Source organism: Pseudoxanthomonas sp. J31 (assembly GCF_000510725.1).
Lineage (GTDB): Bacteria > Pseudomonadota > Gammaproteobacteria > Xanthomonadales > Xanthomonadaceae > Pseudoxanthomonas.
In genome coordinates this window covers 27,064-49,760 of the sequence record NZ_AZNZ01000013.1, presented here as the reverse complement: position 1 = coordinate 49,760, position 22,697 = coordinate 27,064, and the positions used below count along the sequence as shown (strand labels likewise).

General features: G+C 71.0%; 17 protein-coding genes and 1 pseudogene. 9 read left to right on the top strand and 9 right to left on the bottom strand.

From position 1 onward, the window contains the following. Positions 1-110 precede the first annotated feature (110 nt). The 4 genes and pseudogenes from egtD to folE form a co-directional block, all read right to left on the bottom strand. A pseudogene (egtD, locus tag PSEJ31_RS16090) lies at positions 111-1,078 on the bottom strand (L-histidine N(alpha)-methyltransferase). Between the two features lie 11 nt (positions 1,079-1,089). Then, positions 1,090-2,388: an ergothioneine biosynthesis protein EgtB gene (gene egtB / locus PSEJ31_RS0113225; protein ID WP_028915723.1), complete on the bottom strand. Its 1,299-nt coding sequence runs from the start codon at positions 2,386-2,388 to the stop codon at positions 1,090-1,092. 78 nt (positions 2,389-2,466) lie between these two features. Continuing rightward, the gene (locus tag PSEJ31_RS0113220; RefSeq protein ID WP_028915722.1) at positions 2,467-2,862 is read right to left on the bottom strand and encodes a YchJ family protein; all 396 of its coding nucleotides are present in this window, start codon (positions 2,860-2,862) and stop codon (positions 2,467-2,469) included. A gap of 4 nt (positions 2,863-2,866) precedes the next feature. Further along, entirely contained in the window at positions 2,867-3,460 is a 594-nt protein-coding gene (folE, locus tag PSEJ31_RS0113215) for a GTP cyclohydrolase I FolE (RefSeq protein WP_019399297.1), read from the bottom strand. A 198-nt stretch (positions 3,461-3,658) separates the two neighbouring features. Here folE and PSEJ31_RS0113210 point away from each other — a divergent pair, with 198 nt between their 5' ends. After that, positions 3,659-5,569 (top strand): EAL domain-containing protein, encoded by a 1,911-nt coding sequence (locus PSEJ31_RS0113210; RefSeq protein ID WP_232211026.1) that lies wholly within the window; start codon positions 3,659-3,661, stop codon positions 5,567-5,569. Between the two features lie 3 nt (positions 5,570-5,572). On the opposite strand, the gene PSEJ31_RS0113205 is transcribed toward PSEJ31_RS0113210, so the two are convergent. Beyond that, positions 5,573-6,718: an alpha/beta hydrolase gene (locus PSEJ31_RS0113205; protein WP_028915720.1), complete on the bottom strand. Its 1,146-nt coding sequence runs from the start codon at positions 6,716-6,718 to the stop codon at positions 5,573-5,575. A 180-nt stretch (positions 6,719-6,898) separates the two neighbouring features. Between PSEJ31_RS0113205 and PSEJ31_RS0113200 the strand changes: the two genes are divergently transcribed. After that, positions 6,899-8,785: a DUF885 domain-containing protein gene (locus PSEJ31_RS0113200; RefSeq protein WP_028915719.1), complete on the top strand. Its 1,887-nt coding sequence runs from the start codon at positions 6,899-6,901 to the stop codon at positions 8,783-8,785. 85 nt (positions 8,786-8,870) lie between these two features. Here the strand turns inward: PSEJ31_RS0113200 and PSEJ31_RS0113195 are convergent, their stop codons facing one another. Together PSEJ31_RS0113195 and PSEJ31_RS0113185 are read right to left on the bottom strand one after the other, a co-directional pair. Next, a complete protein-coding gene (locus PSEJ31_RS0113195) occupies positions 8,871-9,098 on the bottom strand; it encodes a hypothetical protein (protein WP_019399301.1) in 228 nt (75 codons plus the stop codon). Between the two features lie 132 nt (positions 9,099-9,230). Continuing rightward, complete coding sequence (locus PSEJ31_RS0113185; RefSeq protein WP_019399302.1) at positions 9,231-9,794, bottom strand: YdeI/OmpD-associated family protein; 564 nt, start codon at positions 9,792-9,794, stop codon at positions 9,231-9,233. 543 nt (positions 9,795-10,337) lie between these two features. Between PSEJ31_RS0113185 and PSEJ31_RS16085 the strand changes: the two genes are divergently transcribed. From PSEJ31_RS16085 to dcp, 6 genes are all read left to right on the top strand, one after another. Then, the gene (locus PSEJ31_RS16085; protein WP_232211025.1) at positions 10,338-11,051 is read left to right on the top strand and encodes a TetR/AcrR family transcriptional regulator; all 714 of its coding nucleotides are present in this window, start codon (positions 10,338-10,340) and stop codon (positions 11,049-11,051) included. Then, the gene (locus PSEJ31_RS0113175; protein WP_051403750.1) at positions 11,048-12,028 is read left to right on the top strand and encodes an HlyD family efflux transporter periplasmic adaptor subunit; all 981 of its coding nucleotides are present in this window, start codon (positions 11,048-11,050) and stop codon (positions 12,026-12,028) included. The genes PSEJ31_RS16085 and PSEJ31_RS0113175 overlap by 4 nt, the downstream gene beginning before the upstream one ends. Next, on the top strand, positions 12,018-12,980 hold the full coding sequence (locus PSEJ31_RS0113170; protein ID WP_232211024.1) for an ABC transporter ATP-binding protein: 963 nt from the start codon (positions 12,018-12,020) through the stop codon (positions 12,978-12,980). Before PSEJ31_RS0113175 ends, PSEJ31_RS0113170 begins: the two co-directional genes overlap by 11 nt. Next, positions 12,977-14,071 carry an ABC transporter permease gene (locus tag PSEJ31_RS0113165; RefSeq protein WP_028915716.1) on the top strand — a complete coding sequence of 365 codons (1,095 nt, stop codon included), beginning with the start codon at positions 12,977-12,979 and terminating at the stop codon, positions 14,069-14,071. Before PSEJ31_RS0113170 ends, PSEJ31_RS0113165 begins: the two co-directional genes overlap by 4 nt. A 114-nt stretch (positions 14,072-14,185) precedes the next feature. After that, positions 14,186-16,087 (top strand): molecular chaperone HtpG, encoded by a 1,902-nt coding sequence (gene htpG / locus PSEJ31_RS0113160; protein ID WP_028915715.1) that lies wholly within the window; start codon positions 14,186-14,188, stop codon positions 16,085-16,087. 295 nt (positions 16,088-16,382) lie between these two features. Next, positions 16,383-18,536: a peptidyl-dipeptidase Dcp gene (gene dcp / locus PSEJ31_RS0113155; protein WP_019398368.1), complete on the top strand. Its 2,154-nt coding sequence runs from the start codon at positions 16,383-16,385 to the stop codon at positions 18,534-18,536. Positions 18,537-18,736: 200 nt separating this feature from the next. Here the strand turns inward: dcp and PSEJ31_RS0113150 are convergent, their stop codons facing one another. Beyond that, a complete protein-coding gene (locus PSEJ31_RS0113150; RefSeq protein WP_232211023.1) occupies positions 18,737-18,955 on the bottom strand; it encodes a polyprenyl synthetase in 219 nt (72 codons plus the stop codon). Positions 18,956-19,348: 393 nt separating this feature from the next. On the opposite strand from PSEJ31_RS0113150, the gene yjjJ reads away from it, so the two are divergent. Then, a complete protein-coding gene (yjjJ, locus tag PSEJ31_RS0113145; protein WP_084220868.1) occupies positions 19,349-20,749 on the top strand; it encodes a type II toxin-antitoxin system HipA family toxin YjjJ in 1,401 nt (466 codons plus the stop codon). Between the two features lie 3 nt (positions 20,750-20,752). On the opposite strand, the gene PSEJ31_RS0113140 is transcribed toward yjjJ, so the two are convergent. Beyond that, positions 20,753-22,363 (bottom strand): DUF4041 domain-containing protein, encoded by a 1,611-nt coding sequence (locus PSEJ31_RS0113140; RefSeq protein WP_028915712.1) that lies wholly within the window; start codon positions 22,361-22,363, stop codon positions 20,753-20,755. Positions 22,364-22,697: the final 334 nt, after the last annotated feature.

Here is a 22,697-nt window from a genome sequence, read left to right as displayed (position 1 = left end):
TTGCCAGCAGGCAGCACAGGACCAGGCGGATGCGGGACGTCGCTCGGCTCATGCGGTATGCGAACGTGGAATCCGCTGCATGATACCCGGCGCACGTGGCCTGCCCTCGGTCAACGCGCGGCCTGGCGCAGCAGGCGCAGGCCGAAACCCTCCGGCTCGCCACCCCAGCCGTCGACCACCTCCAGCCCAGCGCGCGCGGCCAGCGCGGAGAAGCCCCGGTCGGTGTACTTGTGGCTGTACTCGACCTCGATCGCCTCGCCCTCGGCGAAGTCGAACGCCAGGCCGGCCACGTGCACCCGCTGCGGCCGCAGGCTCACCAGGCGGGTCTCGATGCGCTCGCGCTGCGGGACGTAGCGCGCGTCATGGGCGAAGCCGGACAGGTCGAAGTCCGCGGCCAGCTCGCGGTTGAGCCGCACCAGCAGGTTGAGGGTGAACTCGGCGGTGACCCCGGCGGCGTCGTTGTACGCGGCCTCGACCAGCGCCGGGTCCTTGACCAGGTCGATGCCCACCAGCGCGCGCCCGTCGCGGCCGATGGTCTCGCGCATCGCAGCCAGCAGCCGCACCGCCTCGGCCTCGACGAAGTTGCCCAGGGTCGAGCCGGGGAAGAACACCAGGGTGCGGGCCGGCGCGCGCGGTGGCGGCGGCAAGCGCAGCGGGCGGGTGAAGTCGGCCTGCAGCGGCAGCATCGCCACCCCGGGGAAGCGCGGGCGCAGGCGCGCCACGCAGGCTTCCAGCGCCGCCGGCGAGATCTCCACCGGGGTGTAGGCCAGCGGCGCGCGCAGCCGGCCAGCAGGCGCTCGGTCTTCAGGCCGCTGCCACTGCCGTACTCGACCACGTGCACGCCGGCGCCGACCGCCGCCGCGATGCCTGGCATGTGCGTGGCCAGCAGGGCCAGCTCGACCCGGGTGAGGTAGTACTCCGGCTGCCGGGTGATGGCCTCGAACAGGGCCGAGCCGCGGGCGTCGTAGAAGTACTTGGACGGCAGCCGCCGCGGCCGTGCCGAAAGCCCGGCCAGCACGTCCTCGCGCAGGGTCGGCCCGGCGGGCACGGGATTGGCGGCGAGCGCGGCGGGCGGCATCAGGGCTCCGCTCAGCTGCGCGCCAGGTCGCGGGCCAGGCGCAGCCCGGAGAACTGCCAGCGCGCGTGCGGCGGGAAGAAGTTGCGGTAGCTGGCGCGGACGTGGCCGCGCGGGGTGGCGCAGCTGCCGCCGCGCAGCACGAACTGGCCGCTCATGAACTTGGCGTTGTACTCGCCGGTGTCGTCCTGCCACGGGCGGAAGCCGGGGTAGGCCAGGTAGGCGCTGGCGGTCCATTCCCAGGCATCGCCGTACAGCTGCAGCGGCCCCTGGCCGGCCCCGGCCGATGGCGGGCACGGCTCCAGCACGCCGTCGTCGGCGAAGTGCCCGTCCGGCGGCAGCTGGCGCGCGGCGTGTTCCCATTCGGCCTCGGTCGGCAGGCGCGCGCCGGCCCAGCGGGCGAAGGCGTCGGCCTCGTAATAGCTGAGGTGGCAGACCGGCGCGTGCGGGGCCAGCGCGCGCAGGCCGCCCAGGGTGAAGGCCTGCTCCAGGTCCGGCTCCCAGTACAGCGGGCGCTCCCAGCCCTCGGCCTGCACCCGTGCCCAGCCGTCGCTGAGCCACAGCCGCGGCTCGCGGTAACCGCCCTCCTCGACGAACTGGCGGTACTCGGCATTGCTGACCGGGCGGCTGGCCAGGGCATGCGGCGCCAGCAGCACGCGGTGCATGGGGGACTCGTTGTCGTAGGCGAAGTCCGGCGCCTGCGGCCAGGCCGGGGCGCCGATCTCCACCACCTGCTCGCCGCTGCCGATCCAGTGCAGCGGCAACGCGGAGGCGGGGCGCGCGGCCGGATCCGGCAGGTCCGGGCGGTAGGCCGGGCGCAGCGGCTGGCTCCACAGCGCGTGCTTGAGGTCGGTCAGCAGCAGCTCCTGATGCTGCTGCTCGTGGTGCAGGCCCAGCTCCAGCCGGCGCAGCTGCGCCGGCGCCAGGGTGCCGGCCTTGAGCAGGCGCAGCACACGCGCGTCCACCGCCTCGCGCCAAGCCAGCACCGCAGCCAGCGACGGCCGCGACAGCAGCCCGCGCTGCGGCCGCGGCTGGCGCGGGCCGGCGCTGTCGTAGTAGCTGTTGAACAGGTAGTGCCAGTGCGGCTGCAGCGGCTCCAGGCCCGCCGGGGCCAGCACGAAGTGCTCGAAGAACCAGGTAGTGTGGGCCAGGTGCCATTTGGCCGGGCTGGCGTCGGCCATGCTCTGCAGCATGGCGTCCTCGGGCGACAGCGGCGCAGCCAGGGCCACGCTGGCGGCACGTACGGCGGCGTAGCGGGCGGCCGTGGCCTGGCAGTGGCGGGCGGGGATGGCGACTTGGGTGGCCAGGTCCATCGCGGCACGCTAGCCGGGCGCCCATGAGCGCTGCGTCAGGGAAGCGTTAGGCGGATGCGGAGAGGGAGGGACCCGCGTTCACGAGACGTCGCCATCGACGTAGTACCAGCGGCCGCCCTCGCGCACGAAGCGGCTGCGCTCGGTCATGCGCACGGCGGGGCGGCCGCCGGCACGGTAGCGGGCGACGAACTCGACCTCGGCGCGGTCGCCGGCGGCGCGGTGGGACTTGATGGCCAGGCCCAGCCAGACCACGCGCAGGCCGTCCGGATCGTCCAGGTCCAGCGCGGTGGGGCGGGTGGAGGGGTGCCAGGTGGCGCGCAGGTAGTCCGGCAGGCCCAGCACGTAGGCGCTGTAGCGCGAGCGCATCAGCGCCAGCGCGTCCGGGGCCGGTTCGCCGCCGTGCCAGCGGCCGCAGCAGGCCTCGTAGGGCCGGCCGGTGCCGCAGGGGCAGTCGCGGGTCTCCAGCGCGGCCATGGCCTCAGCGCCGGCCCTCGATGAAGCGCAGGAACTCCGAGCGGGTGCGCGCGTCCTCGCGGAAGCTGCCGAGCATGCACGAGGTCACCATGCTCACCCCGCGCTTGTGCACGCCGCGGGTGGTCATGCACTCGTGCGCGCCGACCACGACCACGCCCACGCCCTGCGGCTGCAGCACGTCCTGGATGGTGTGGGCGATCTGCGCAGTCATCTTCTCCTGCACCTGGAAGCGGCGCGCGTAGGCGTCCACCACCCGGGCCAGCTTGCTGATGCCCACGACCTTGCCCGCCGGCAGGTAGCCCACGTGGACCCGGCCGATGATCGGGGCCATGTGGTGCTCGCAGTGGCTTTCGTACTCGATGTCGCGCAGCACGATCATCTCGTCGTAGCCGGCCACCTCCTCGAAGGTGCGGGCCAGGTACTCGCGCGGGTCCTCGCGGTAGCCGCTGAACCAGTCGCCATAGGCCTCGGCCACCCGCCGCGGGGTATCCAGCAGGCCCTCGCGGCCGGGGTCCTCGCCCGCCCAGCGCAGCAGGGTGCGCACGGCCTCCTCGGCCTGCTCCCGGGTGACGGCGGGGGTGGGGGAACTGGAAGTCATGGGCGGCGATACGGTCCGGGGGAGGTGGAAATCGTACCCGACCGGCCGCCGCCCCGCCCCGCTCAACTTTTTCCGGCTGCCGCCGTTCTATCCGGGGACCACACGCCCTCGCCGAGCGGTCGCGGCGCGCGGGGGCCCGAGGCCGGGAGCCACATGCCGCCAGCAGGACCCATCGCCAGGCTGCGGGAGCTGATCCCAGTGACGTCGGGTGACCCGGCGTTGCTGAAGGCGCAGTACCGCGCGTTCGCCGGCCAACTCCCGCTCATGTACGCGCTGCTGGTCGCCAATACCTGGCTGCTGGCCTGGACCCACATGGCCCACGCCCCGCCCTGGCTGACCGTGGGCGCGCCGGCGCTGCTGACCCTCAGCTGCCTGGTCCGCTTCGCGCAGTGGTGGCGCGGGCGCGGCCAGGTCCCGGACCCGGCCCAGGCCCGCCGCGCGCTGGTCTGGAGCACCCGCCTGGCCTGGCCGCTGGCGCTGGCGTTCACCCTCTGGGCGCTGGCCCTGTTCCCGTACGGGGACGCCTACGCGCGCTCGCACGTGGCCTTCTACATGGCCACGTCCGCCACCGTGATCCAGCTGTACATGATGCACCTGCGCCCGGCGATGCTGGGGGTGGCGATCATCTTCAACGGCGGCTTCATCCTGTTCTTCGCCACCACCGGGGAGCCGACCTTCGTGGCCATGGCCCTGGGCGTGGCGCTGATGACCTTCGGCGTGGTCTCCACCCTGCTGCGCCAGTACCGGCGCTTCACCGCCCTGGTCGGCGCGCGCCTGCACGCCGAGCGGCTGGGCGCGGAGAACCTGCGCCTGGCCAACATCGACAGCCTCACCCGGCTGCCCAACCGGCGCGCCTTCTTCGCCACGCTCACCGAGGCCTGCGCGCGCGCCGACGCCAATGGCACGCGCCTGGCGGTGGGCATCATCGACCTGGACGGGTTCAAGCCGATCAACGACCTGCACGGCCACCTGGCCGGCGACCGCCTGCTGCGCCAGGTCGGCCGGCGCCTGGCCAAGCTGGCCGACGGCCGCGTGCACCTGGCGCGCCTGGGCGGCGACGAGTTCGCGCTGATCGCCGAGGACCTGGGCGACGACGCCGCCTACGTGGCCTTCGCCCGCCACGTCTGCGCGCAGCTGCGCGAGCCGTTCCAGCTGCAGGACATGGCGCTGCAGGTAACCGCCACCATGGGCCTGGTGCTGTACCCGGACCTGGCCGGCCATGCCGAGGACCTGTACGAGCGCGCCGACTACGCCCTGTACCACGGCAAGCGCCAGCACCGGGGCGGAGTAAGCCTGTTCTCGGCCGACCACCACCACCGCATCCAGCACGAGGCAGCGATCGAGCAGGCGCTGCGCAACGCCGACCTGGAGGCGCAGCTGTCGGTCGCGTTCCAGCCGATCATGTGCATGGCCACCGGCAAGGCGCTGGCGTTCGAGGCGCTGGCGCGCTGGACCCACCCGCAACTGGGCCCGGTCTCGCCGGCGGACTTCATCCCGGTGGCCGAGCGCGCCGGCCTGGTGCACCGGATCACCCGCATCCTGCTGGGCAAGGCCCTGGCCGAGGCCGCGCACTGGCCGGAACCGGTGGGGTTGTCGTTCAACCTGTCGATGCACGACCTGGGTTCGGGCGAGGACCTGGCGCGGCTGCTGGAGCTGATCGAGCTCAGCGGCGTGCACCCGGCGCGGATCGACATGGAGATCACCGAGACGGCGGTGCTGCACGACACCGCCCAGCTGCAGCGCGCGACCGGGCAGCTGCGCGGGCTGGGCTGCGGCGTGTCGCTGGACGACTTCGGCACCGGCTTCTCCAGCCTCAGCCAGCTGCTGGCGCTGCCGCTGACCAAGATCAAGATCGACCGCCGCTTCGTCACCGGCATCCCGGACAAGCCCACCAGCATGAAGATCGTGCGCTCGCTGCTGGCGCTGAGCCGCGACATGGAGCTGGGCTGCGTGATCGAGGGGGTGGAGACGCGCGAGGAGCTGGCGGTGTTGCGCGAGCTGGGCGGCAACCTGATGCAGGGCTACCTGTTCGCGCGGCCGATGCCGGCCGAAGCGGTGCGCGCCTGGCTGGAGAGCGCGCAGCGCGCGCCGGCACCCGCCGGCGCCTGAGCCTCAGCGCACGGAGCCGACGCCGGCGCCGTCATTGGCACCGCCCTCCTCGCCGGCGACCGCCAGCGGGCGCACGTGCTGCAGCAGCGCCACCAGGGCATGGCCGGGTTCCTCCCACGGGACCAGGTGCGCGGAGCGCTCGAACCACTCGCCGTGGCGGTAGGGCGCGCGCACCTGCCGCAGCCATTCCTCCGTGGGCTGCGAGGGCGTGGTGTAGTCGTGGCGGCCCATGAACATCACCACCGGGAGCGGGAACTCGCGCACGCCGCGGAAATCGACCTGCAGGAACTCCTCCAGCACCCGGCCCAGGGTGAACAGGCTGCCGGCGTCGATCGCGCAGCGGTCGGCGTCGTCGTAGTCCGGCGACAGCAGGGCGCCGTGGAAGAACCAGCGCGAGTTGTCGCGGAACGCGCTGAGCCCGCCGTAGTGCTGCGCCCACTTGCGCGCGGTGACGATGCGCTCGCGGGTCAGCGGCGCGTCGCCGGGATAGGGGGCGATCGCCTCCATCTCCGCCACCGCCGCGGCATTGCCCTCGGCGCGGGCGCGGGCCAGGCCGTACTCGAAGCTCAGGCGTTCGTTGGTCCGGGCATGGATCACCTGGCCGATGCCGACGTAGACATGGAACAGGTCCGGCCGCTGCAGCGCGGCGTGCATGCCGACCACCGTGCCCCAGCTGTGCCCGGCCAGCACCAGCTTGCGCTTGCCGTAGCGCTGGCGCAGGTGCTCGGCCAGGGCGATGGCGTCGTCCACGTACTGCTGGATGCGCAGGGTGCCGTCGATCGCCTCCGGCGGGTTGAGCCGGAAGGTGCGGCCGGCGCCGCGCTGGTCGTAGTGGACGACGGTGAAGTACTCCTCCAGCGGGCGCTGGAACTGCCACAGGGTCGGGATCACCGGCGAGGCAGGCCCGCCGTGCACGAACAGCAGCAGCGGGTTGGCGCGGTCCTGGCCGCGCACGTGGACCCAGTGGCGCACGCCGTTGACCGGCACTTCGTACGCCTCCTGCACGCCTTCCGGCGCGACGATGCGCTCCAGCTCGGCGAGCAGTTCGCGCCCCGGGGCGTAGGCCGCGTGGTCGGCGCAGTCCTCCACCGCGGCGGCGGGGATCCAGGCGGCAAGGCAACCAAGCAGGAGGAGGGCGGCACGATGCATGGGCGGTTCCGGTTCGGCACGGGCCGGCGCGATTGTGGGCAGCCGCCGCCGGCGCGGCATATGCCACAGGTCCCGGGGCGCGTGATCGCCGTCGCTCCGCCATGACCAGGGCCACGGTGCGGCGCGCCCCCCGCATGCAGCAGAATGCGGCGGTTGTCCCCACTTCCGGAGAGTTGTCCCGTGCGTCCTGCCCTTGCCCGCAGCACCCTCGCCATCGCCCTCGGCCTCGCCCTGCCGCTGGCCCTGACCGCCTGCAGCCAGGGAGACACCGGCAACGCCGGCACCTCCCAGGCCGCCGCGCCGGACGCGGCGGCCGTCCAGGCCGAGACCCAGCGCCTCAATGCCTGGTTCGACGCCAAGTACGAGGAGGCGCTGCGCTTCAGCCCGATGCAGCTGACCTTCCTCGGCCGCAAGGAGCTGTACAACCAGCTCGACGACATGTCCGAGGCCGGCCTGCGCCAGCGCGTGGAGTGGCTGGAGGCCTCGGTGCGCGAGATGGAATCGCAGTTCGACTACGCGCGCCTGGACCCGGAGGCGCAGCTGTCCTGGGACCTGTGGAAGAAGCAGGCCGAGCGCGCCCGGGTCGAGCTGCAGTACCTGGCGCACGACTATCCGTTCGAGCAGATGGGCGGCCGCCAGAGCGAACTGCCGACCTTCCTGATCGGCTTCCACAAGGTCGACGAGGAGCAGGACTACCTGGCCTACGTCTCGCGCCTGCAGAAGGTGGGCGTGGCCTTCGACCAGCTGCTGGAGCGCTCCCGCGCCTCGGCCGCCGCCGGCATCCGCCCGCCGCGGTTCGCGCTGGAGGGCGTGATCGACCAGTCGCGCAAGGTGATCACCGGCGCGCCGTTCGGCGCCGGCGCCGACAGCGCGCTGTGGGCCGACGCCCAGGCCAAGGCCGATGCCCTGGTCCAGGCCGGGAAGATCGACGCCGCCCGCGCCGGTGAGCTCAAGCAGCAGGCGCGCGCCGCCCTGCTGGAGTCGGTGAAGCCGGCCTACGAGCGGGTGATCGCCTTCGCCGAGGCCGAGCTGCCCAACGCCCTGGTCAACCCCACCGGCGTCGGCCAGACCCATCCGGACGGCGCGGCCTATTACGCCGCCCAGCTCAAGCGCCACACCTCCACCGACATGACCGCCGAGCAGATCCACGAGCTGGGCCTGGCCGAGGTCGCGCGCCTGCGCGGCGAGCTGGAGCAGGTACAGAAGCAGCTGGGCATCGAGGGCGACCTGCAGGCGTTCTTCCGGCAGGTGCAGTCCGATCCCAAGCGGCTGTACCCGAACACCGACGCCGGCCGCCAGGCCTACATCGATGACGCCACCGCCAAGATCGGGAACATCAAGCAGCACCTGCCGGAGTACTTCGGCCTGCTGCCCAAGGCCGACCTGGTGGTCAAGCGCGTGGAGGCGTTCCGCGAGCAGGACGGCGCCGCCCAGCACTACTACCCCGGCACCCCGGACGGCTCGCGCCCGGGCATCTACTACGCGCACCTGTCGGACATGAACTCCATGCCCAGGACCGAGCTGGAGGTGATCGCGTACCACGAGGGCCTGCCCGGCCACCACATGCAGATCTCCATCGCCCAGGAGCTGACCGGGGTGCCGCAGTTCCGCACCCAGATGTTCGACACCGCCTACGCCGAGGGCTGGGGCCTGTACGCGGAATGGCTGGCCAAGGAGATGCCGGGCACCTACGAGGATCCGTATTCGGAGTACGGCCGGCTGATGTCGGAGATGTGGCGCGCGATCCGCCTGGTGGTGGATACCGGCATGCACGCCAAGGGCTGGACCGAGGAACAGGCGGTGGAATACTTCCGCGCCAACAGCTCGGTGCCGGACGCGGCGATCCGCTCGGAGATCCAGCGCTACCTGGTGATGCCCGGCCAGGCCACCGCGTACAAGGTCGGCATGATCCGCATCCAGCAGCTGCGGCGGAAGGCCGAGGAGGCACTGGGCGAGCGCTTCGACATCCGCGGCTTCCACGACGCGGTGCTGGGCGGCGGCGCGATGCCGCTGGACCTGCTGGAGCGTCGCGTCGACGCCTGGATCGCCTCGCGCAAGCAGGCCTGACCCCGGCCCGGGAAGCAGGAAGGCCCGGCGAAAGCCGGGCCTTTTTGCACCACATGGCGGCGGGACAGGGCCTTGCAGGCACCAATCAGCAATCCCGAACCACGGCCCCGCGCCGCCCGCCGCCCAGCAGCCGGGCCGGCAGCATCAGCAGCGCGCGCAGCAGCTCGAACAGGGCCGAGCAGGTGATGCCCACCAGCCGCAGCGGCAGCGACAGCAGCCACACCAGCGGCCACAGCAACAGGGCCAGGATCGCCAGCGGCCAGCACAGGACCAGCAGCAGGCACCAGGCGGCAAGCGCGAACAGGGTGTTCATCGGCGGCAGTCCTCCTCGGTCATGCCAGGCAAGCCTCGGCGGCCGCGGACGGAGCCGCAAGCGCGCTGCGACGGAACCGGGAATGCGCCGACGGAACCCCGCCAGCGGCGACCGGCGCGCGCCCGCCTCCGCTCAGGGCGCCGGTTCGGGCGCGGCGAAGGCCTTGCTGTAGATCCCGGATCGGTCGAAGCAGCAGGCCCGCCGCTTGCCCTTGGCCAGCATGTCGCAGGCGCTGGCGATGCGGCGGGCGCGGGTCTCGGCCTTCTTGCCCGAGCTGATCCAGTGGATCCAGTCGCGGCGCGCCGCCGCGGTGATGTCGCGCCAGGTGGCCAGCGCCCGCGACTGCGCGGCCAGCGCGCGCTCCAGGTCCTCCGGCACTTCGGGTTCCGGCTCCTGCTCCAGCGGGGCGATCTCCAGCGCGACCTCCTGCCCGGCCGCGACCCCGGCCGCCGCGGCCAGGGCCGGCTCCACCTTCAGCCAGTGGCCGCCCTTCCCGTCCGGCTGCAGGGTGGCCTGGAAGGGTTGTCCGGCGAAGGTGCCGGCCACGCTTACCTGGCCACGGCTGGGCAGGCGGGCACTGGCGGCGGCGGGCAGGACGAGGAAGGTCCAGTCGGCATCGGCCGGGCGCAGGGGCCGGGCCAGGCGGGCCCGGAAGCGGACCGGGCCGGGAGACGGGGCGGAAGTCTTGCGGGCCATGGCCCAACCCTACACCGGCCGGTCACGGCCGGGACTGTAAATCACCGTGGCCGCGTCCCTCCCCCCGGGACGCGGCCACGGCCAGCAGGTCACCAGGTGGAGGTCGTTGCAGCCGCGACCCCCGTCACGGCGCCACATTCGACCGCATGGCTGCTGGTTTGGAACGGAACCAGCCTGCCAATTGTTCGGTACATCCGAACCCCCTTTGGACCCCTGTCCCGACCTGCGTATGCAGGCCAGGGGGAGGCCAGGTTCCGCGGCCAATGGGGCCCGCGGTCTGGCTGAGGCGCTGCGCTCCCCCGAGTCGCGCGCCACTCCCGGGGCTGAACATAACGTGATTTTCCGGTTCTGGGAACGCTACCAGTAGAGGTGCGTATGGTGCGGCGCAACGCGGCCGCGGCCCGGGCCGCGCCTTGACCCCGGTTTCACCGCACTGAATCCCCACAAAACCTTCACGCGACAAGCAGTTGCAATTTAATTAATGCATCAATTAAATCCGGGGCCATGAGCCCGGACACCCCTCCCGAAACCCAGGATCCACCCGTGACCGCTATCACGAAGCGCGCGCGGCCCCGTCCCGGGCGCCCCGCCGGCCGCGCCGCGGCCTCCGCCGAAGCCCCCCGCCGCAGCCGCGGCCGCCCGCCCCAGGGCGCCGGCCTGGACCAGCGCCAGCGCCTGCTCGATGCCGCCCTGGCCTGCTACGTGCGCCACGGCATCGCCGCCACCCGGCTGCGCGACATCGCCGCCGAGGCCGCGGTCACGCCGGCGCTGGTGCACTACTACTTCAGCGACGCCGCCGGCCTGCGCGAGGCGGTGATCGGCGAGCGCCTGATGCCGGTGTTCCAGCAGGTGCGCGACACCCTGCTGGGCATGCCCGAGGCGCCGTTGCGCGAGGTGGTGGTCGCCTTCGTCGACGTGATCTGCGCGCAGGTGCGGCGCCACGAATGGCTGCCGCCGCTGTGGATCCGCGAGGTGGTCAGCGAGGGCGGCGAGCTGCGCGACCTGCTGGTGTCACGCCTGGCGCCGCAGCTGGCGGCGGTGATGGCCGCCCGCTTTGCCACCGAGCAGGCCGCCGGGCGGCTCAATCCCGCGCTGGACCCGCGCCTGCTGATGGTCTCGCTGGTCGGGCTGACCCTGTTCCCCGCTTCCGGCACGCCCATCTGGCGGCAGCTGTTCGACGCCGAGGACCTGGGCATCGACGCCATCCGCAACCACGCGCTGGCCCTGCTCGAGCGCGGCCTGGAGCTGCCCGCATGATCCGCTTCCCGTGGCCGGCCCTGGCACGCACCGCGGTGCTGGCCGTTTCCGTCCTCGTGCTGGGCGCCTGCAGGCCCGCCACCGACCAGGCGCTGGGCACGCTGGAGTACGACCGCATCACCCTGCCCGCCCCGGCCGCCGAGCGCATCGCCAGCATCGAGGTGCGCGAGGGCGAGCGGGTCGGGGCCGGCCAGCGCCTGCTGGTGCTGGAACGCACCCGCGGCGACGCGCAGCTGGCCGCGGCCGAGGCCGAGGTCGCGCGCCAGCGCCAGGCGTTGGAGGAACTGCGCAACGGCGCGCGCCGCGAGGACATCGCCCAGGCCCGCGCCAACCTGGCGGCCGCCCAGGCCCAGGCGCGCGACGCGCGCGCCTACTTCGAACGCGTGCAGCCGCTGGGCGCGCGCCAGCTGGTCTCGGCCGCCGAGGTCGACCGCGCCCGCGCCGCCGCCGGCAATGCCGAGGCCCAGGTCGCCGCCGCGCGCGCGGCGCTGCAGGAGCTTGAGAACGGCGTGCGCCCGGAGCAGGTCGCCCAGGCCGAGGCCGCGCTGGCCGCCGCCGAGGCCCAGCTGCGCGGCCAGGCCGAGACCACCGGCCGCCTGGACGTGGTTGCCCCGCGCGCCGGACGGGTGGACAGCCTGCCCTACCGCGCCGGGGACGAGGCCCCGGTCGGCGCGCCGCTGGCGGTGCTGCTGGTCGGCGAGCGTCCCTACGCGCGCATCTACGTGCCCGAACCGCTGCGGCCGCGGGTGCAGGTGGGCCAAGCGGTGCGCGTGCACGTGGGCGCCGATGGCCAACGCAGCTACCCGGGCCGGGTGCGCATGGTCCGCAGCGAACCGGCGTTCACTCCGTACTACGCGCTGACCGGCAAGGACGCCGCGCGCCTGAGCTACCTGGCCGAGGTCGAGCTGGAAGGCGAGGGCGCCGGCGTGCTGCCGGCAGGGCTGCCGCTGCGGGTGGAATTCGGCGATGCACGCTGAAGCGCCCGAGGAGGGGATCGCGATCCGCGCGCGCGGCCTGAGCAAGTGCTTCGGCCCGCTGCGCGCGGTCGACGGCGTGGACCTGACCGTGCCGCGCGCGCATGTGTACGGCTTCCTGGGGCCCAACGGCTCGGGCAAGTCCACCACCATCCGCATGCTGTGCGGGCTGCTGACGCCCAGCGAGGGCCAGATCGAGGTGCTAGGCCTGCGCATCCCGGAAGAAGCCGACGCGCTGCGCCTGCGCATCGGCTACATGACCCAGAGGTTCTCGCTGTTCGAAGACCTGTCGGTGCGCGAGAACCTGGAGTTCCTGGCCGCGGTGTACGGCCTACCGCGCCAGCACAGCCGCCAGCGGGTGGACGAACTGGTCGAGCGCTACCGCTTCGGCGACCGCCAGAAGCAGCTGGCCGGCACCCTCAGCGGTGGCCAGAAGCAGCGCCTGGCCCTGGCCGGGGCGGTGATCCACGACCCGGAGCTGCTGTTCCTGGACGAACCCACCAGCGCGGTGGATCCCGAATCGCGGCGTGATTTCTGGGAAGCGCTGTTCGCGCTGGCCGATGCGGGCACCACCCTGCTGGTGTCCACCCATTACATGGACGAGGCCGAGCGCTGCCATCGCATCGCCATCCTCGACCGCGGCCGGCTGGTGGCCGACGGCAGCCCCGGCGAACTGGCCGGCCAGCTGTCCGGACGCACGGTGGAAGTGCTGGCGCCGCAGCCGCGGCGCGCGCACGAGGTGCTGGTCGGCCTGCCGCAGGTGATCAGCGTGGCCCAGATCGGCAACAGCCTGCGGGTGCTGGCCACCGCCGATGCGGGCCAGGCCGAGGATGCGGTGCGCGATGCGCTGCGACGCGCGGGCGTGGCCGGCGAGGTGGGCGCCTCCGATCCGAACCTGGAGGACGTGTTCGTCGCCGCCACCCGCGGCCGCGCCGGCATGGAGGACGCGGCATGAACCTGCGCCGGGTATGGGCGGTGGTGCTCAAGGAGCTGCGCCAGATCCGCCGCGACCGCATCAGCATGGCGCTGATCGTGGTGATCCCGGTGATCGACCTGCTGCTGTTCGGCTACGCGATCAACTTCAACCCGCGCAACCTGTCGGCGGCGGTGGCCGACCAGGCCATGACCGCGACCTCGCGCGCGGCGGTGATGGACATCAACGCCACCGGCGTCATCCGCACCACGGCCGTGGCCGATACCCCGCAGGAACTGGTGGACATGCTGCGCCGGGGCGAGGTCAGCGTGGGCATCGCAGTGCCCCCGGATTTCGACCGGCGCCTGGCCGACGGCCGCCCGGCGCTGCAGGTGATGGTCGACGGCACCGACACGGTGGTGCAGGCGGCGGCCAACCAGATCGCGCAGACGCCGCTGGAACGCGCCTCCGGCGGGCGCCCGGCGCGGGCCACGCCGCAGATCGAGGTGGTGAGCTTCTACAACCCGCAGCGGCGCAGCGCGGTGAGCATCGTGCCGGGCCTGATCGGCATCATCCTGACCATGACCATGGTGATGTTCACCGCCATGGCCATCGTGCGCGAGCGCGAGCACGGCAACATGGAACTACTGATCGCCACCCCGCTGGACCGCAGCGAGCTGATGGTGGCCAAGGTCCTGCCCTACGCGGTGATCGGCCTGGTCCAGACCACGCTGATCCTGGCCCTGGGCATCTGGATGTTCGACGTGCCGCTGCTGGGCAGCCTGCTGGACGTGTACATCGCCGCGCTGCTGCTGATCGTGGCCAACCTGGCGCTGGGCCTGCTGATCTCGACCCGGGCGCAGTCGCAGTTCCAGGCCATGCAGATGACGATCTTCGTGTTCCTGCCCTCGATCCTGATGTCCGGCTTCATGTTCCCGTTCGCGGGCATGCCCAAGCTGGCGCAGTGGGTGGCCGAGGTGCTGCCGATGACCCACTTCCTGCGCCTGGTGCGCGGGGTGATGCTGCGTGGCGCCAGCCTGTGGGAGCTGTGGCCCTCGGTGGCGGCGCTGGCGGCCTTCACCGCGGTGATGATGACCGCCGCGATCCTGCGGTTCCGCAAGCGGCTGGACTAGCCACCGCCGGGACGGCGCTTGCAGCGCCCGCCCGCCCCTGCGCCGGCCACCTTGAAAACGGCCGCCGCGCCAACACATCGGACCCCTGCAATCCGTGTCCCAGGGGACCTTCCGATGACCACCGAGACCACCGAAACGTCCGCCCCCGCTTCCGAGACCCGCCGGTTCGAGGCCGAGGTGTCCCAGGTGCTGCACCTGGTGACCCACTCGCTGTACTCGCACAAGGAGATCTTCCTGCGCGAGCTGGTGTCCAACGCCTCCGACGCCTGCGACAAGCTGCGCTTCGAGGCCATCGGCAAGCCGGAGCTGCTGGCCGGCGAGGGCGAGCTGCGGATCGAGATCAGCCACGACCGCGATGCCCGCACCGTGACCATCCGCGACACCGGCATCGGCATGGACCGCGGCGAGGTGATCGCCAACATCGGCTCGATCGCCAGCTCCGGCACCCGCCGCTTCCTCGAGGCGCTGGGCGAGAACCAGAAGGCCGACGCGCGCCTGATCGGCCAGTTCGGCGTGGGCTTCTACTCGGCCTTCGTGGTCGCCGACCGGGTCACCGTGCTCACCCGCCGCGCCGGCACCCCGGCCGAGGCCGGCGTGAAGTGGGAAAGCGACGGCCGCGGCGAGTACACCCTGGAGCCGGCCATGCTGGAGCACACCGGCACCACCATCGTGCTGCACCTGAAGGAGGGCGAGGACGAGTTCCTCGATGGCTGGAAGCTGCGCGCGCTGGTGCGCAAGTACTCCGACCACATCGCCTTCCCGATCCGGATGCCGAAGGAGACCGGCAAGGACGAAAAGAAGGACGCGCCGGAGTGGGAGACGGTCAACGACGCCTCGGCGCTGTGGACCCGGCCGAAGAACGAGATCAGCGACGAGGACTACCGCGGCTTCTACAAGTCGCTGGGCCATGACTTCAACGATCCGGCGGCCTGGACCCACAACCGCGTGGAAGGCAGCCAGAGCTTCACCACCCTGCTCTACCTGCCCTCGCAGCCGCCGTTCGACCTGCTGATGGGCGGGCGCGACGAGCGCAAGGGCCTGAAGCTGTACATCAGGCGCGTGTTCGTGATGGACGCGGCCGAGGAGCTGCTGCCCAACTACCTGCGCTTCGTGCGCGGCGTGGTCGATGCCGACGACCTGCCGCTCAACGTCAGCCGCGAGATCCTGCAGCAGAACCGCCAGCTGGAGCGGATCCGCGGGGCGTGCGTGAAGCGCGTGCTGGACCTCATCGACAGGCTCTCGCGCGAGGAGCCGGAGAAGTTCGCCGCCTTCCTCAAGGCCTTCGGCAACACGCTCAAGGAGGGCATCGTCGAGGATCCGTCCAACCGCGAGCGGATCGCCAGGCTGCTGCGCTTCGCCTCCACCCGTGGCGAGGGCGCGGCGCAGACGGTGTCGCTGGACGACTACATCGGGCGCATGCAGCCGGGCCAGGACGCGATCTGGTACGTCACCGCCGAGAGCCACGCCGCCGCCGCCGGCAGCCCGCAGCTGGAGGCGTTCCGCGGCAAGGGCATCGAAGTGCTGCTGATGTCCGACCGGATCGACGAGTGGATGGTCGGCCACCTGCACGAGTACGCCGGCAAGCCGCTGCGCCACGTGGCCAAGGGCGAGCTGCCGCTGGACGAGGCGGAGAAGAAACAGCAGGAGGAAGCCGCGCAGGCTGCCGCGCCGCTGCTGGAGCGGCTGAAGAAGCTGCTGGAGGGCAAGGTGCAGGAGGTGCGCGTGTCCGCGCGCCTGACCGATTCGCCGGCCTGCCTGGCCCTGGCCGAGTACGAGATGGCACCGCACCTGGCACGACTGCTGCGCGAGGCCGGCCAGGCCGTGCCGGAAAGCCTGCCGACCCTGGAGGTCAATCCGCGCCACGCCCTGCTGCAACGGATCGCGGCCACCGGGGACGACACCCAGGCCGCCGACCTGGCGACCCTGCTGCTGGAGCAGGCGCAGCTGACCGCCGGCGCGCCGCTGGCCGATCCGGCCGCCTTCGTGCAGCGGATCAACCGCCTGCTGGCGGGCTGAGCGCCTTGCGCCCGCCGCCGCCTGCCCCCCGCAGGCGCCGTGCGGCGGCCGCCTCTGCCGCTGGCGCCGCGCCAGCGCCTGCGGATCGGTGATCGCCTCCACCCGCGCGCTGCCCAGGGCCTCGCCCAGGTAGCGCGCATTGGCGCCGCCCAGCCACACCGGCAGCTGCGCCGGGCGGCCCTGCTTTGCCGGGACTGCCCCGCCCCCGGGACCTCCGGCACTGCCCTGCCCCGGGCCCCGGGCGCATGCTGGGACCAATGGCCGGCGATCCTGACCGGCCCCTCCGGAGCCCTACATGCTGCGCAAGCTGCTACTTTCCTCGGCGATCGCCCTGGCCCTGTCCGCCTGCGGCGAACGTACCGCCAACGAAAACGCCATGCCCGATTCCAGTGCCACCCCCGCCGGCGCCGCCCAGGGCGACAACGCCCTGCTGGCGCCCAGTCCGCTGCCCTTCCAGGCGCCGCCGTTCGACCGCATCCGCGACACCGACTACCAGCCGGCGATCGAGGAGGGCATGCGCCAGCACCTGGCCGAGATCCGCGCCATCGCCGACAACCCGGAGCCGCCGAGCTTCGCCAACACCATCGAGGCGATGGAGCGCGCCGGCGCCCTGCTCTCGCGCGCGATGCTGGTGTTCGAGGCCATGACCTCGGCGCACACCAACCCGACCCTGCAGGCGGCCGAGGAAGTCCTGGCGCCGAAGCTGGCCGAGCACAGCGATGCCATCCACCTCGACCCGGCACTGTTCGCCCGGGTCAAGGCCGTCTACGACCAGCGCGACTCGCTGGGCCTGGACGCCGAGCAGAAGACCCTGGTCGAGCACCGTTACGACGCCTTCGTGCGCGCCGGCGCCCTGCTCTCGGACGCGGACAAGGCCGAGCTGCGCAAGCTCAACGCCGAGGAGTCCTCGCTGACCACCGCGTTTGGCGCCAAGCTGCTGGCGGCCACCAATGCCGGCGCCGTGCTGGTGACCGACAAGGCCCGCCTGGAAGGCCTGGACGAGGGCACCCTCGCCGCCGCAGCCGAGGCGGCCAAGGCCGCCGGCAAGGAGGGCTGGCTGCTGGAGCTGCAGAACACCACCCAGCAGCCGGTGCTGGGCAAGCTGAAGGACCGCGCCCTGCGCGAGGAGATCCTGGCCGCGTCGATGAACCGCGCCGCCCGGGGCGACGACAACGACACCCGCGCCACCATCCTGCGCCTGGCCAAGCTGCGCGCACGCAAGGCGCAGCTGCTGGGCTTCGACAACTACGCCGCCTACGCCATCGCCGACCAGATGGCCGGCACCCCGGAAGCGGCGCTGAAGCTGCTCAACGACACCGTGCCGGCCGCCACCGCGCGCGCGCGCGCCGAGCTGGCCAGGATCCAGGCGGTGGTCGAGCGCCAGGGTGGCGGCTTCAGCGCCGGCGCCGCGGACTGGGACTTCTACGCCGAGCAGGTGCGCCAGGCCGAGTACGACCTGGACGAGGCCCAGGTGCGCCCCTACTTCGAGCTGGACCGCGTGCTCAGGGACGGCGTGTTCTACGCCGCCCAAGAGCTGTACGGCATCACCCTGAAGGAGCGCACCGACCTGCCGGTCTACCACCCGGACGTGCGCGTGTTCGACGTGTTCGACGCCGACGGCACCCAGCTGGCGGTGTTCTACCTCGATCCGTTCAAGCGCCCGAGCAAGCGCGGCGGCGCCTGGATGGGCAACTTCGTCGAGCAGGACGGCCTGGCCGGCACGATCCCGGTGATCTACAACGTCGAGAACTTCACCAAGCCCGCGCCCGGCCAGCCGGCGCTGCTGAGCTTCGACGACGTCACCACCCTGTTCCACGAGTTCGGCCACGCCCTGCACGGCCTGTTCTCCAGGACCACCTACCCGAGCCTGTCCGGCACCAACGTGCCGCGCGACTTCGTCGAGTTCCCCTCGCAGTTCAACGAGCACTGGGCGCTCTACCCGCAGGTGTTCGCCAACTACGCCCGCCACTACCAGACCGGCGAGCCGATGCCGAAGGAGCTGGTGGAGAAGATCGTGCGCGCGCGCACCTTCAACCAGGGCTACGCCACCACCGAGTACCTGGCCGCCTCGCTGCTGGACCTGGCCTGGCACCTGCTGCCGGCCGACGCCAGGGTGGAGGACGTGGACGCGTTCGAGAAGCAGGCCCTGGCCAGGTACAAGGTGGACCTGGCCGCGGTGCCGCCGCGCTACCGCAGCAACTACTTCGCCCATGTCTGGGGCGGCGGCTATGCGGCCGGCTACTACGCCTACTTCGGCGCCGAGGTGCTGGACCACGATGCCTTCAAGTGGTTCGAGGAGAACGGCGGCCTGACCCGCGAGAACGGCAAGGTCTTCCGCGAGAAGATCCTCTCCATCGGCCACTCGCGCGACCTGGCCAGCGCCTACCGCGAGTTCCGCGGCAAGGATCCCAGCGTCGAGCCGCTGCTGGAGTTCCGCGGCCTCAAGTAAGCCGCGCGCTGCAGCGACAGGAAGGCCCGCGCAAGCGGGCCTTCTTCTTTGCTGCTCCGGTTCCTCCCAACGGGCGCACGGGAGGGGGCCAGGAAGCCGGCGCATTGCCGGTGGCGCGTTCCCGGCACCCAACCCGGAGCGGCCTTCGGCCTTGTCCGGGCCACGCATGTCGTGGCATCACCGCGGGAACGCCCGCGCCCTCAGCGCTTGAGGGCGGCAACGATCTCCGGAACGCTCAGCCCGATCTCCAGCTGCAGGCGCACGTACTCGCGCTCCTTGCGCGACAGCGGGCGGCCGACCTCCAGGCGCACGTCCTCGGCCTGCAGGATGCGCATGATCCGCGGCAGCGCCGAGCCCACCGCATCGGGGCCGTAGCCGGCTTCGACCAGCGCGGCGCGCATTACAGCTTCAACGTCCATGGCCATCCGGATCATGCGGGGGAGGCGGCCATTCTGCCTGATGCCGCCCCTCCCCATGGCAATTCCGTAGCCGGGCAAGGCAAAGGAAGAGGACAACTTCAACGGCCAGTACCGCAGCAAGTACCTGCTGGCGGTGCCGGTCAGCCTCGAGTTCCCCGCCCCGGAGGACGGCAAGCAGGGCTGAGGCGGGACCGGCGAACTGCCGGACCCGGTGCCCTTCCGGCAGTCCCCCACGAGGGCCCGCGCGAGCGGGCCTTCATGCTTTCCCGGGAGCGCCGGGGAAATCGTAAATAAATCCGCCGGGCGCAGGACCCAAGTCGTTGATCCTTCCGGGTATTGCGCCCGGATTGCCTCCCGGATATCGTCAACGGAATCGTAAAGAAACGGATGCCCATGGCGCGCCGCCCTTCCGCCACCGTGGAAGACCTGCTGGCCCTGCTCGCTTCCGGCGAGCCGATGGCTGCCTCGACCCTGGTGCAGCAGCTGGGCGTCACCCGCCCGGTGGTGCTGCGCCTGCTGCGCGAGGCCGGCGACCGCGTCCTGCAGGTCGGCAACGCCCGCGCCACCCGTTACCTAGCGCGCGCCGACAGCGATGCCGGCAACGCCTGGCCCCTGTGGCGGATGCGACCTGACGGCACGGTGGAGGAACTGGGCAGCGTGTACCTGCTGCGGGGCGAACGCTTCCAGTTCCTCGCCGCCGGCGAGCGCCCCAACCTGCTGCATCCGGTCGACGCCATGCCCGGCCACTTCCCGGGCCTGCCCTGGTTCCTGGACGACCTGCGCCCGCAGGGCTTCCTCGGCCGCAACCTGGCCCATCGCCTGGGCCCTACGCTGGGCGTGCCGACCGACCTCAACCGCTGGCGCCAGCGCGACGTACTGCTGGCCATTACCCGCACCGGCGGCACCCACATCGGTGACCTGCTGCTGGGCAGCACCGCCCTGCAGCTGGCGCTGGCGGAAGCCAACTCGCCCTCCGATGCGCTCGCGGCCGGGGAACGGCCGCAGCGCTACTCGGCCTGGGCCGAGGACGCCCTGGCGGGCGAGGAGGTCGGATCCTCCCCCGGCGGGGAGCAGCCCAAGTTCACCAGCACCGTGCTCGACGCCGGGGAACGCTACGCCGCGCTGGTGAAGTTCGCGCTGCGCGACGGGCAGCAGGCCACCACGCGCTGGGCGGACCTGCTGGTGTGCGAGCACCTGGCCCTGCAGAGCCTGGCCGCCCATGGCCTGGCTGCCGCCGCTTCGGAGCTGGTCGAGGCCGAGCGCCACCTGTGCCTGGAGGTGCGCCGCTTCGACCGCACGCCCGGCCACCTGGGCCGCCACGGCTTCGTCTCGCTGCAGTCGCTTGATGCCGCGTTCCTGGGCAGCGGCGAACGCGACTGGGGCCTGGTCGGCGAACAGCTGCTCCAGTCCGGCTGGATCACGCCGGACACGGCGCGGGACATGGCCGTGCTGCACTGGTTCGGGCGCCTGATCGGCAACAGCGACATGCACCCCGGCAACCTCGGTTTCCACCTTGTCGACGCCGGCCCGCTGCCGCTGGCGCCCGCCTACGACATGCTGCCGACGTACCTGGCCCCGTCCCGCACCGGCGCCGTGCGGCCCGCCGAACCGCTGGTGCTCGCGTCGCCCGAACGCGGCGGCCAGGCGACGCACATCGCGCGCGCGGCCGCGGCAGCCATCGACTTTTGGGAAGCGGTCACGGACTCGGCCCGGATCCGTGGCGAGGAAGTGCGCGCGGTGGCGCGCGCCAACCGCGACGCCGTGGCCCGCTTCGTGCAGACGTTTGCGAGCTAACCGTTAGCCAGCATCTTCATCCGTTGCCATTTCCTCCGGTGTAACCGACAGCTGATGCTCAAGCCACTTCTTCGATTCTTCGTCCTGCCTCAGGAGACTTCTTTCGATGGCAAGGGTTTCACGGTATTGGGCAGCCTGTGCCGCAATCGTCCATACCGCATGCGCACCCGAAGCCTCCACGACATCACGAAGCTCTGAGATCGCAACCCGGAAGAACTCTTTCCTCGGATTTACCTTGTTAACCTGCGCAGTAACGAAACGTTTGTGGAGCGAGTTCTCAAGTGCCGGGGCATCTTCCGACCAAATCATTGCGTGCACGTCGAAGGGGAAGGGGACACTCGCATCGCCCAGCTCCCTGACGCGGTCAAATGGATCCAAGCGCCGCGTCATACCGATCTTGAACACGTTCTCCCCGAACGATCCAATGTTGGATATGACGTAAACGTGCCCGGCCTTTGTCTGCTGAGCCATGGACATGGCACGTTGATTCTTGGCTTCCGCCTCGGCGAGTCTAGCCTGTAGGTCCGCAAGCTTGAGTTCGTACTGAGCACGCTGCTCCTCCGTTGCCCTCAAAGCCTGCTCCTGCACCTTAGCAATGGCCTTCTGGATGGCTTCCTCTTCCTTGGCAGCCTCCTTCAACGCCCTTTCAATCTCTCTTCTTGCTCGCTCCTCTTCGCGCATCCGCTCACGGATACGCCTCTGCTCCTCACGCTCCTTCTCCTTCAGCAGCATTACGGCTGAAGCCCACTTCAGCTCCTCAAGCCGACTTTCCAAATACTCTGGAGTGATGCGCGCGCTGCGGAAAGCCGCTCCGTTGTGATTCACAAGTGCGAACGCGTCACGGATCTGCTGCTCCAGGGTACCAACGTTGTCCGATTTAACTCGTGACAAGATTGTGTCGACCTTTCCATTGAATGCGTCCAATACAAACCTTAGCGCCGTCTCCTTGCGCTGCCGCTCTACATAGTCGCAAGCTGCCGCACGCCCTGACGTAACGAGGATCTGGGAACGAGCACGAGCATGCTTTAGCTCCCGGCCGGCTTCCTCAAATCCATAGGCCTCGGCAAGTTGGTCGAGGAAGCTGTAGGTCGGGATCAAGTAGCGGTCGCCATAGCCTTCGATAAGGTTGCGCATTGCCGCAACCGCTTGCTCAAGGCCCTTGGCCTCTTGCAGAGCCTTGTACGCATCCCCTGCAATGCTTTCGGCCCGCAACTCCGCGTCCCTAATTAACCTCTCAGCGCGGATATTCGCATCCTTCAACAAGGAATCTGCTTTGCTACGCGCCTCGGCATTTGCCGTGCGTGCAGCCCTCCTAAGCTCCTCCGCTTCACGTTGAGCACCAGCGCGAACCTCTTCCGCCTCTACTCTTGCTCGTACCAGCAATGCTTCGGCCTGCTCCCGGAGCTGCGATGCGGCCTGCTCGGCGTCACGTACAGATTTGAAGCGCTCAAGGCTGGCTACTTCTGCCAGGAGGGATCTGATCTCCTCCTGCAGCGAGGCCTTCGTCTTCTCTAGCTCATCCGAAGCAGCCTTGGCTCTGGCTGCTTCGGTCTTCTTGGAAATGAGAACAACTGCCAAGACAGTTGCCGTTACAAGAAATAGCAGCCATCCCATGGTTATCCCCAACCAGAGAAACGAGCCAATCTTACGAGCAGGTTATTCCAATAGGGAGCGCCGGAGTTAGCTGGCGGCCTCCTTGAACACTCAGGCGGTAGTAGCCAACAGTTCTGGTCCAAGGGAGCACACGATCCCGTTTCGGCATCAAGACCACGAGCGCGGATAAGTCCAGCTGTGCTTCGAATAGAGGAAGCTCCCCGTAACGCCTGACACAGGCACGAAAGGCCCGCCAGTTATGCGCATCACATACGGAGTAGTGCTGAGCCGCGGCTGTTCTGGCGAGACCCGAATCCCGCACGGGTGCAGGGAAGCCAAGCCAGCCCTTCGGCTT

Coding starts and splice junctions, on each gene's coding strand:
- PSEJ31_RS0113175 (WP_051403750.1), top strand. CDS start 11,048: ATGATCCGCTTCCCGTGGCCGGCCCTGGCACGCACCGCGGTGCTGGCC.
- dcp (WP_019398368.1), top strand. CDS start 16,383: ATGCTGCGCAAGCTGCTACTTTCCTCGGCGATCGCCCTGGCCCTGTCC.
- egtB (WP_028915723.1), bottom strand. CDS start 2,388: ATGGACCTGGCCACCCAAGTCGCCATCCCCGCCCGCCACTGCCAGGCC.
- folE (WP_019399297.1), bottom strand. CDS start 3,460: ATGACTTCCAGTTCCCCCACCCCCGCCGTCACCCGGGAGCAGGCCGAG.
- PSEJ31_RS0113140 (WP_028915712.1), bottom strand. CDS start 22,363: ATGGGATGGCTGCTATTTCTTGTAACGGCAACTGTCTTGGCAGTTGTT.
- htpG (WP_028915715.1), top strand. CDS start 14,186: ATGACCACCGAGACCACCGAAACGTCCGCCCCCGCTTCCGAGACCCGC.
- PSEJ31_RS0113170 (WP_232211024.1), top strand. CDS start 12,018: ATGCACGCTGAAGCGCCCGAGGAGGGGATCGCGATCCGCGCGCGCGGC.
- PSEJ31_RS0113150 (WP_232211023.1), bottom strand. CDS start 18,955: ATGGACGTTGAAGCTGTAATGCGCGCCGCGCTGGTCGAAGCCGGCTAC.
- PSEJ31_RS0113220 (WP_028915722.1), bottom strand. CDS start 2,862: ATGGCCGCGCTGGAGACCCGCGACTGCCCCTGCGGCACCGGCCGGCCC.
- yjjJ (WP_084220868.1), top strand. CDS start 19,349: ATGGCGCGCCGCCCTTCCGCCACCGTGGAAGACCTGCTGGCCCTGCTC.
- PSEJ31_RS0113205 (WP_028915720.1), bottom strand. CDS start 6,718: ATGCATCGTGCCGCCCTCCTCCTGCTTGGTTGCCTTGCCGCCTGGATC.
- PSEJ31_RS0113185 (WP_019399302.1), bottom strand. CDS start 9,794: ATGGCCCGCAAGACTTCCGCCCCGTCTCCCGGCCCGGTCCGCTTCCGG.
- PSEJ31_RS0113165 (WP_028915716.1), top strand. CDS start 12,977: ATGAACCTGCGCCGGGTATGGGCGGTGGTGCTCAAGGAGCTGCGCCAG.
- PSEJ31_RS0113195 (WP_019399301.1), bottom strand. CDS start 9,098: ATGAACACCCTGTTCGCGCTTGCCGCCTGGTGCCTGCTGCTGGTCCTG.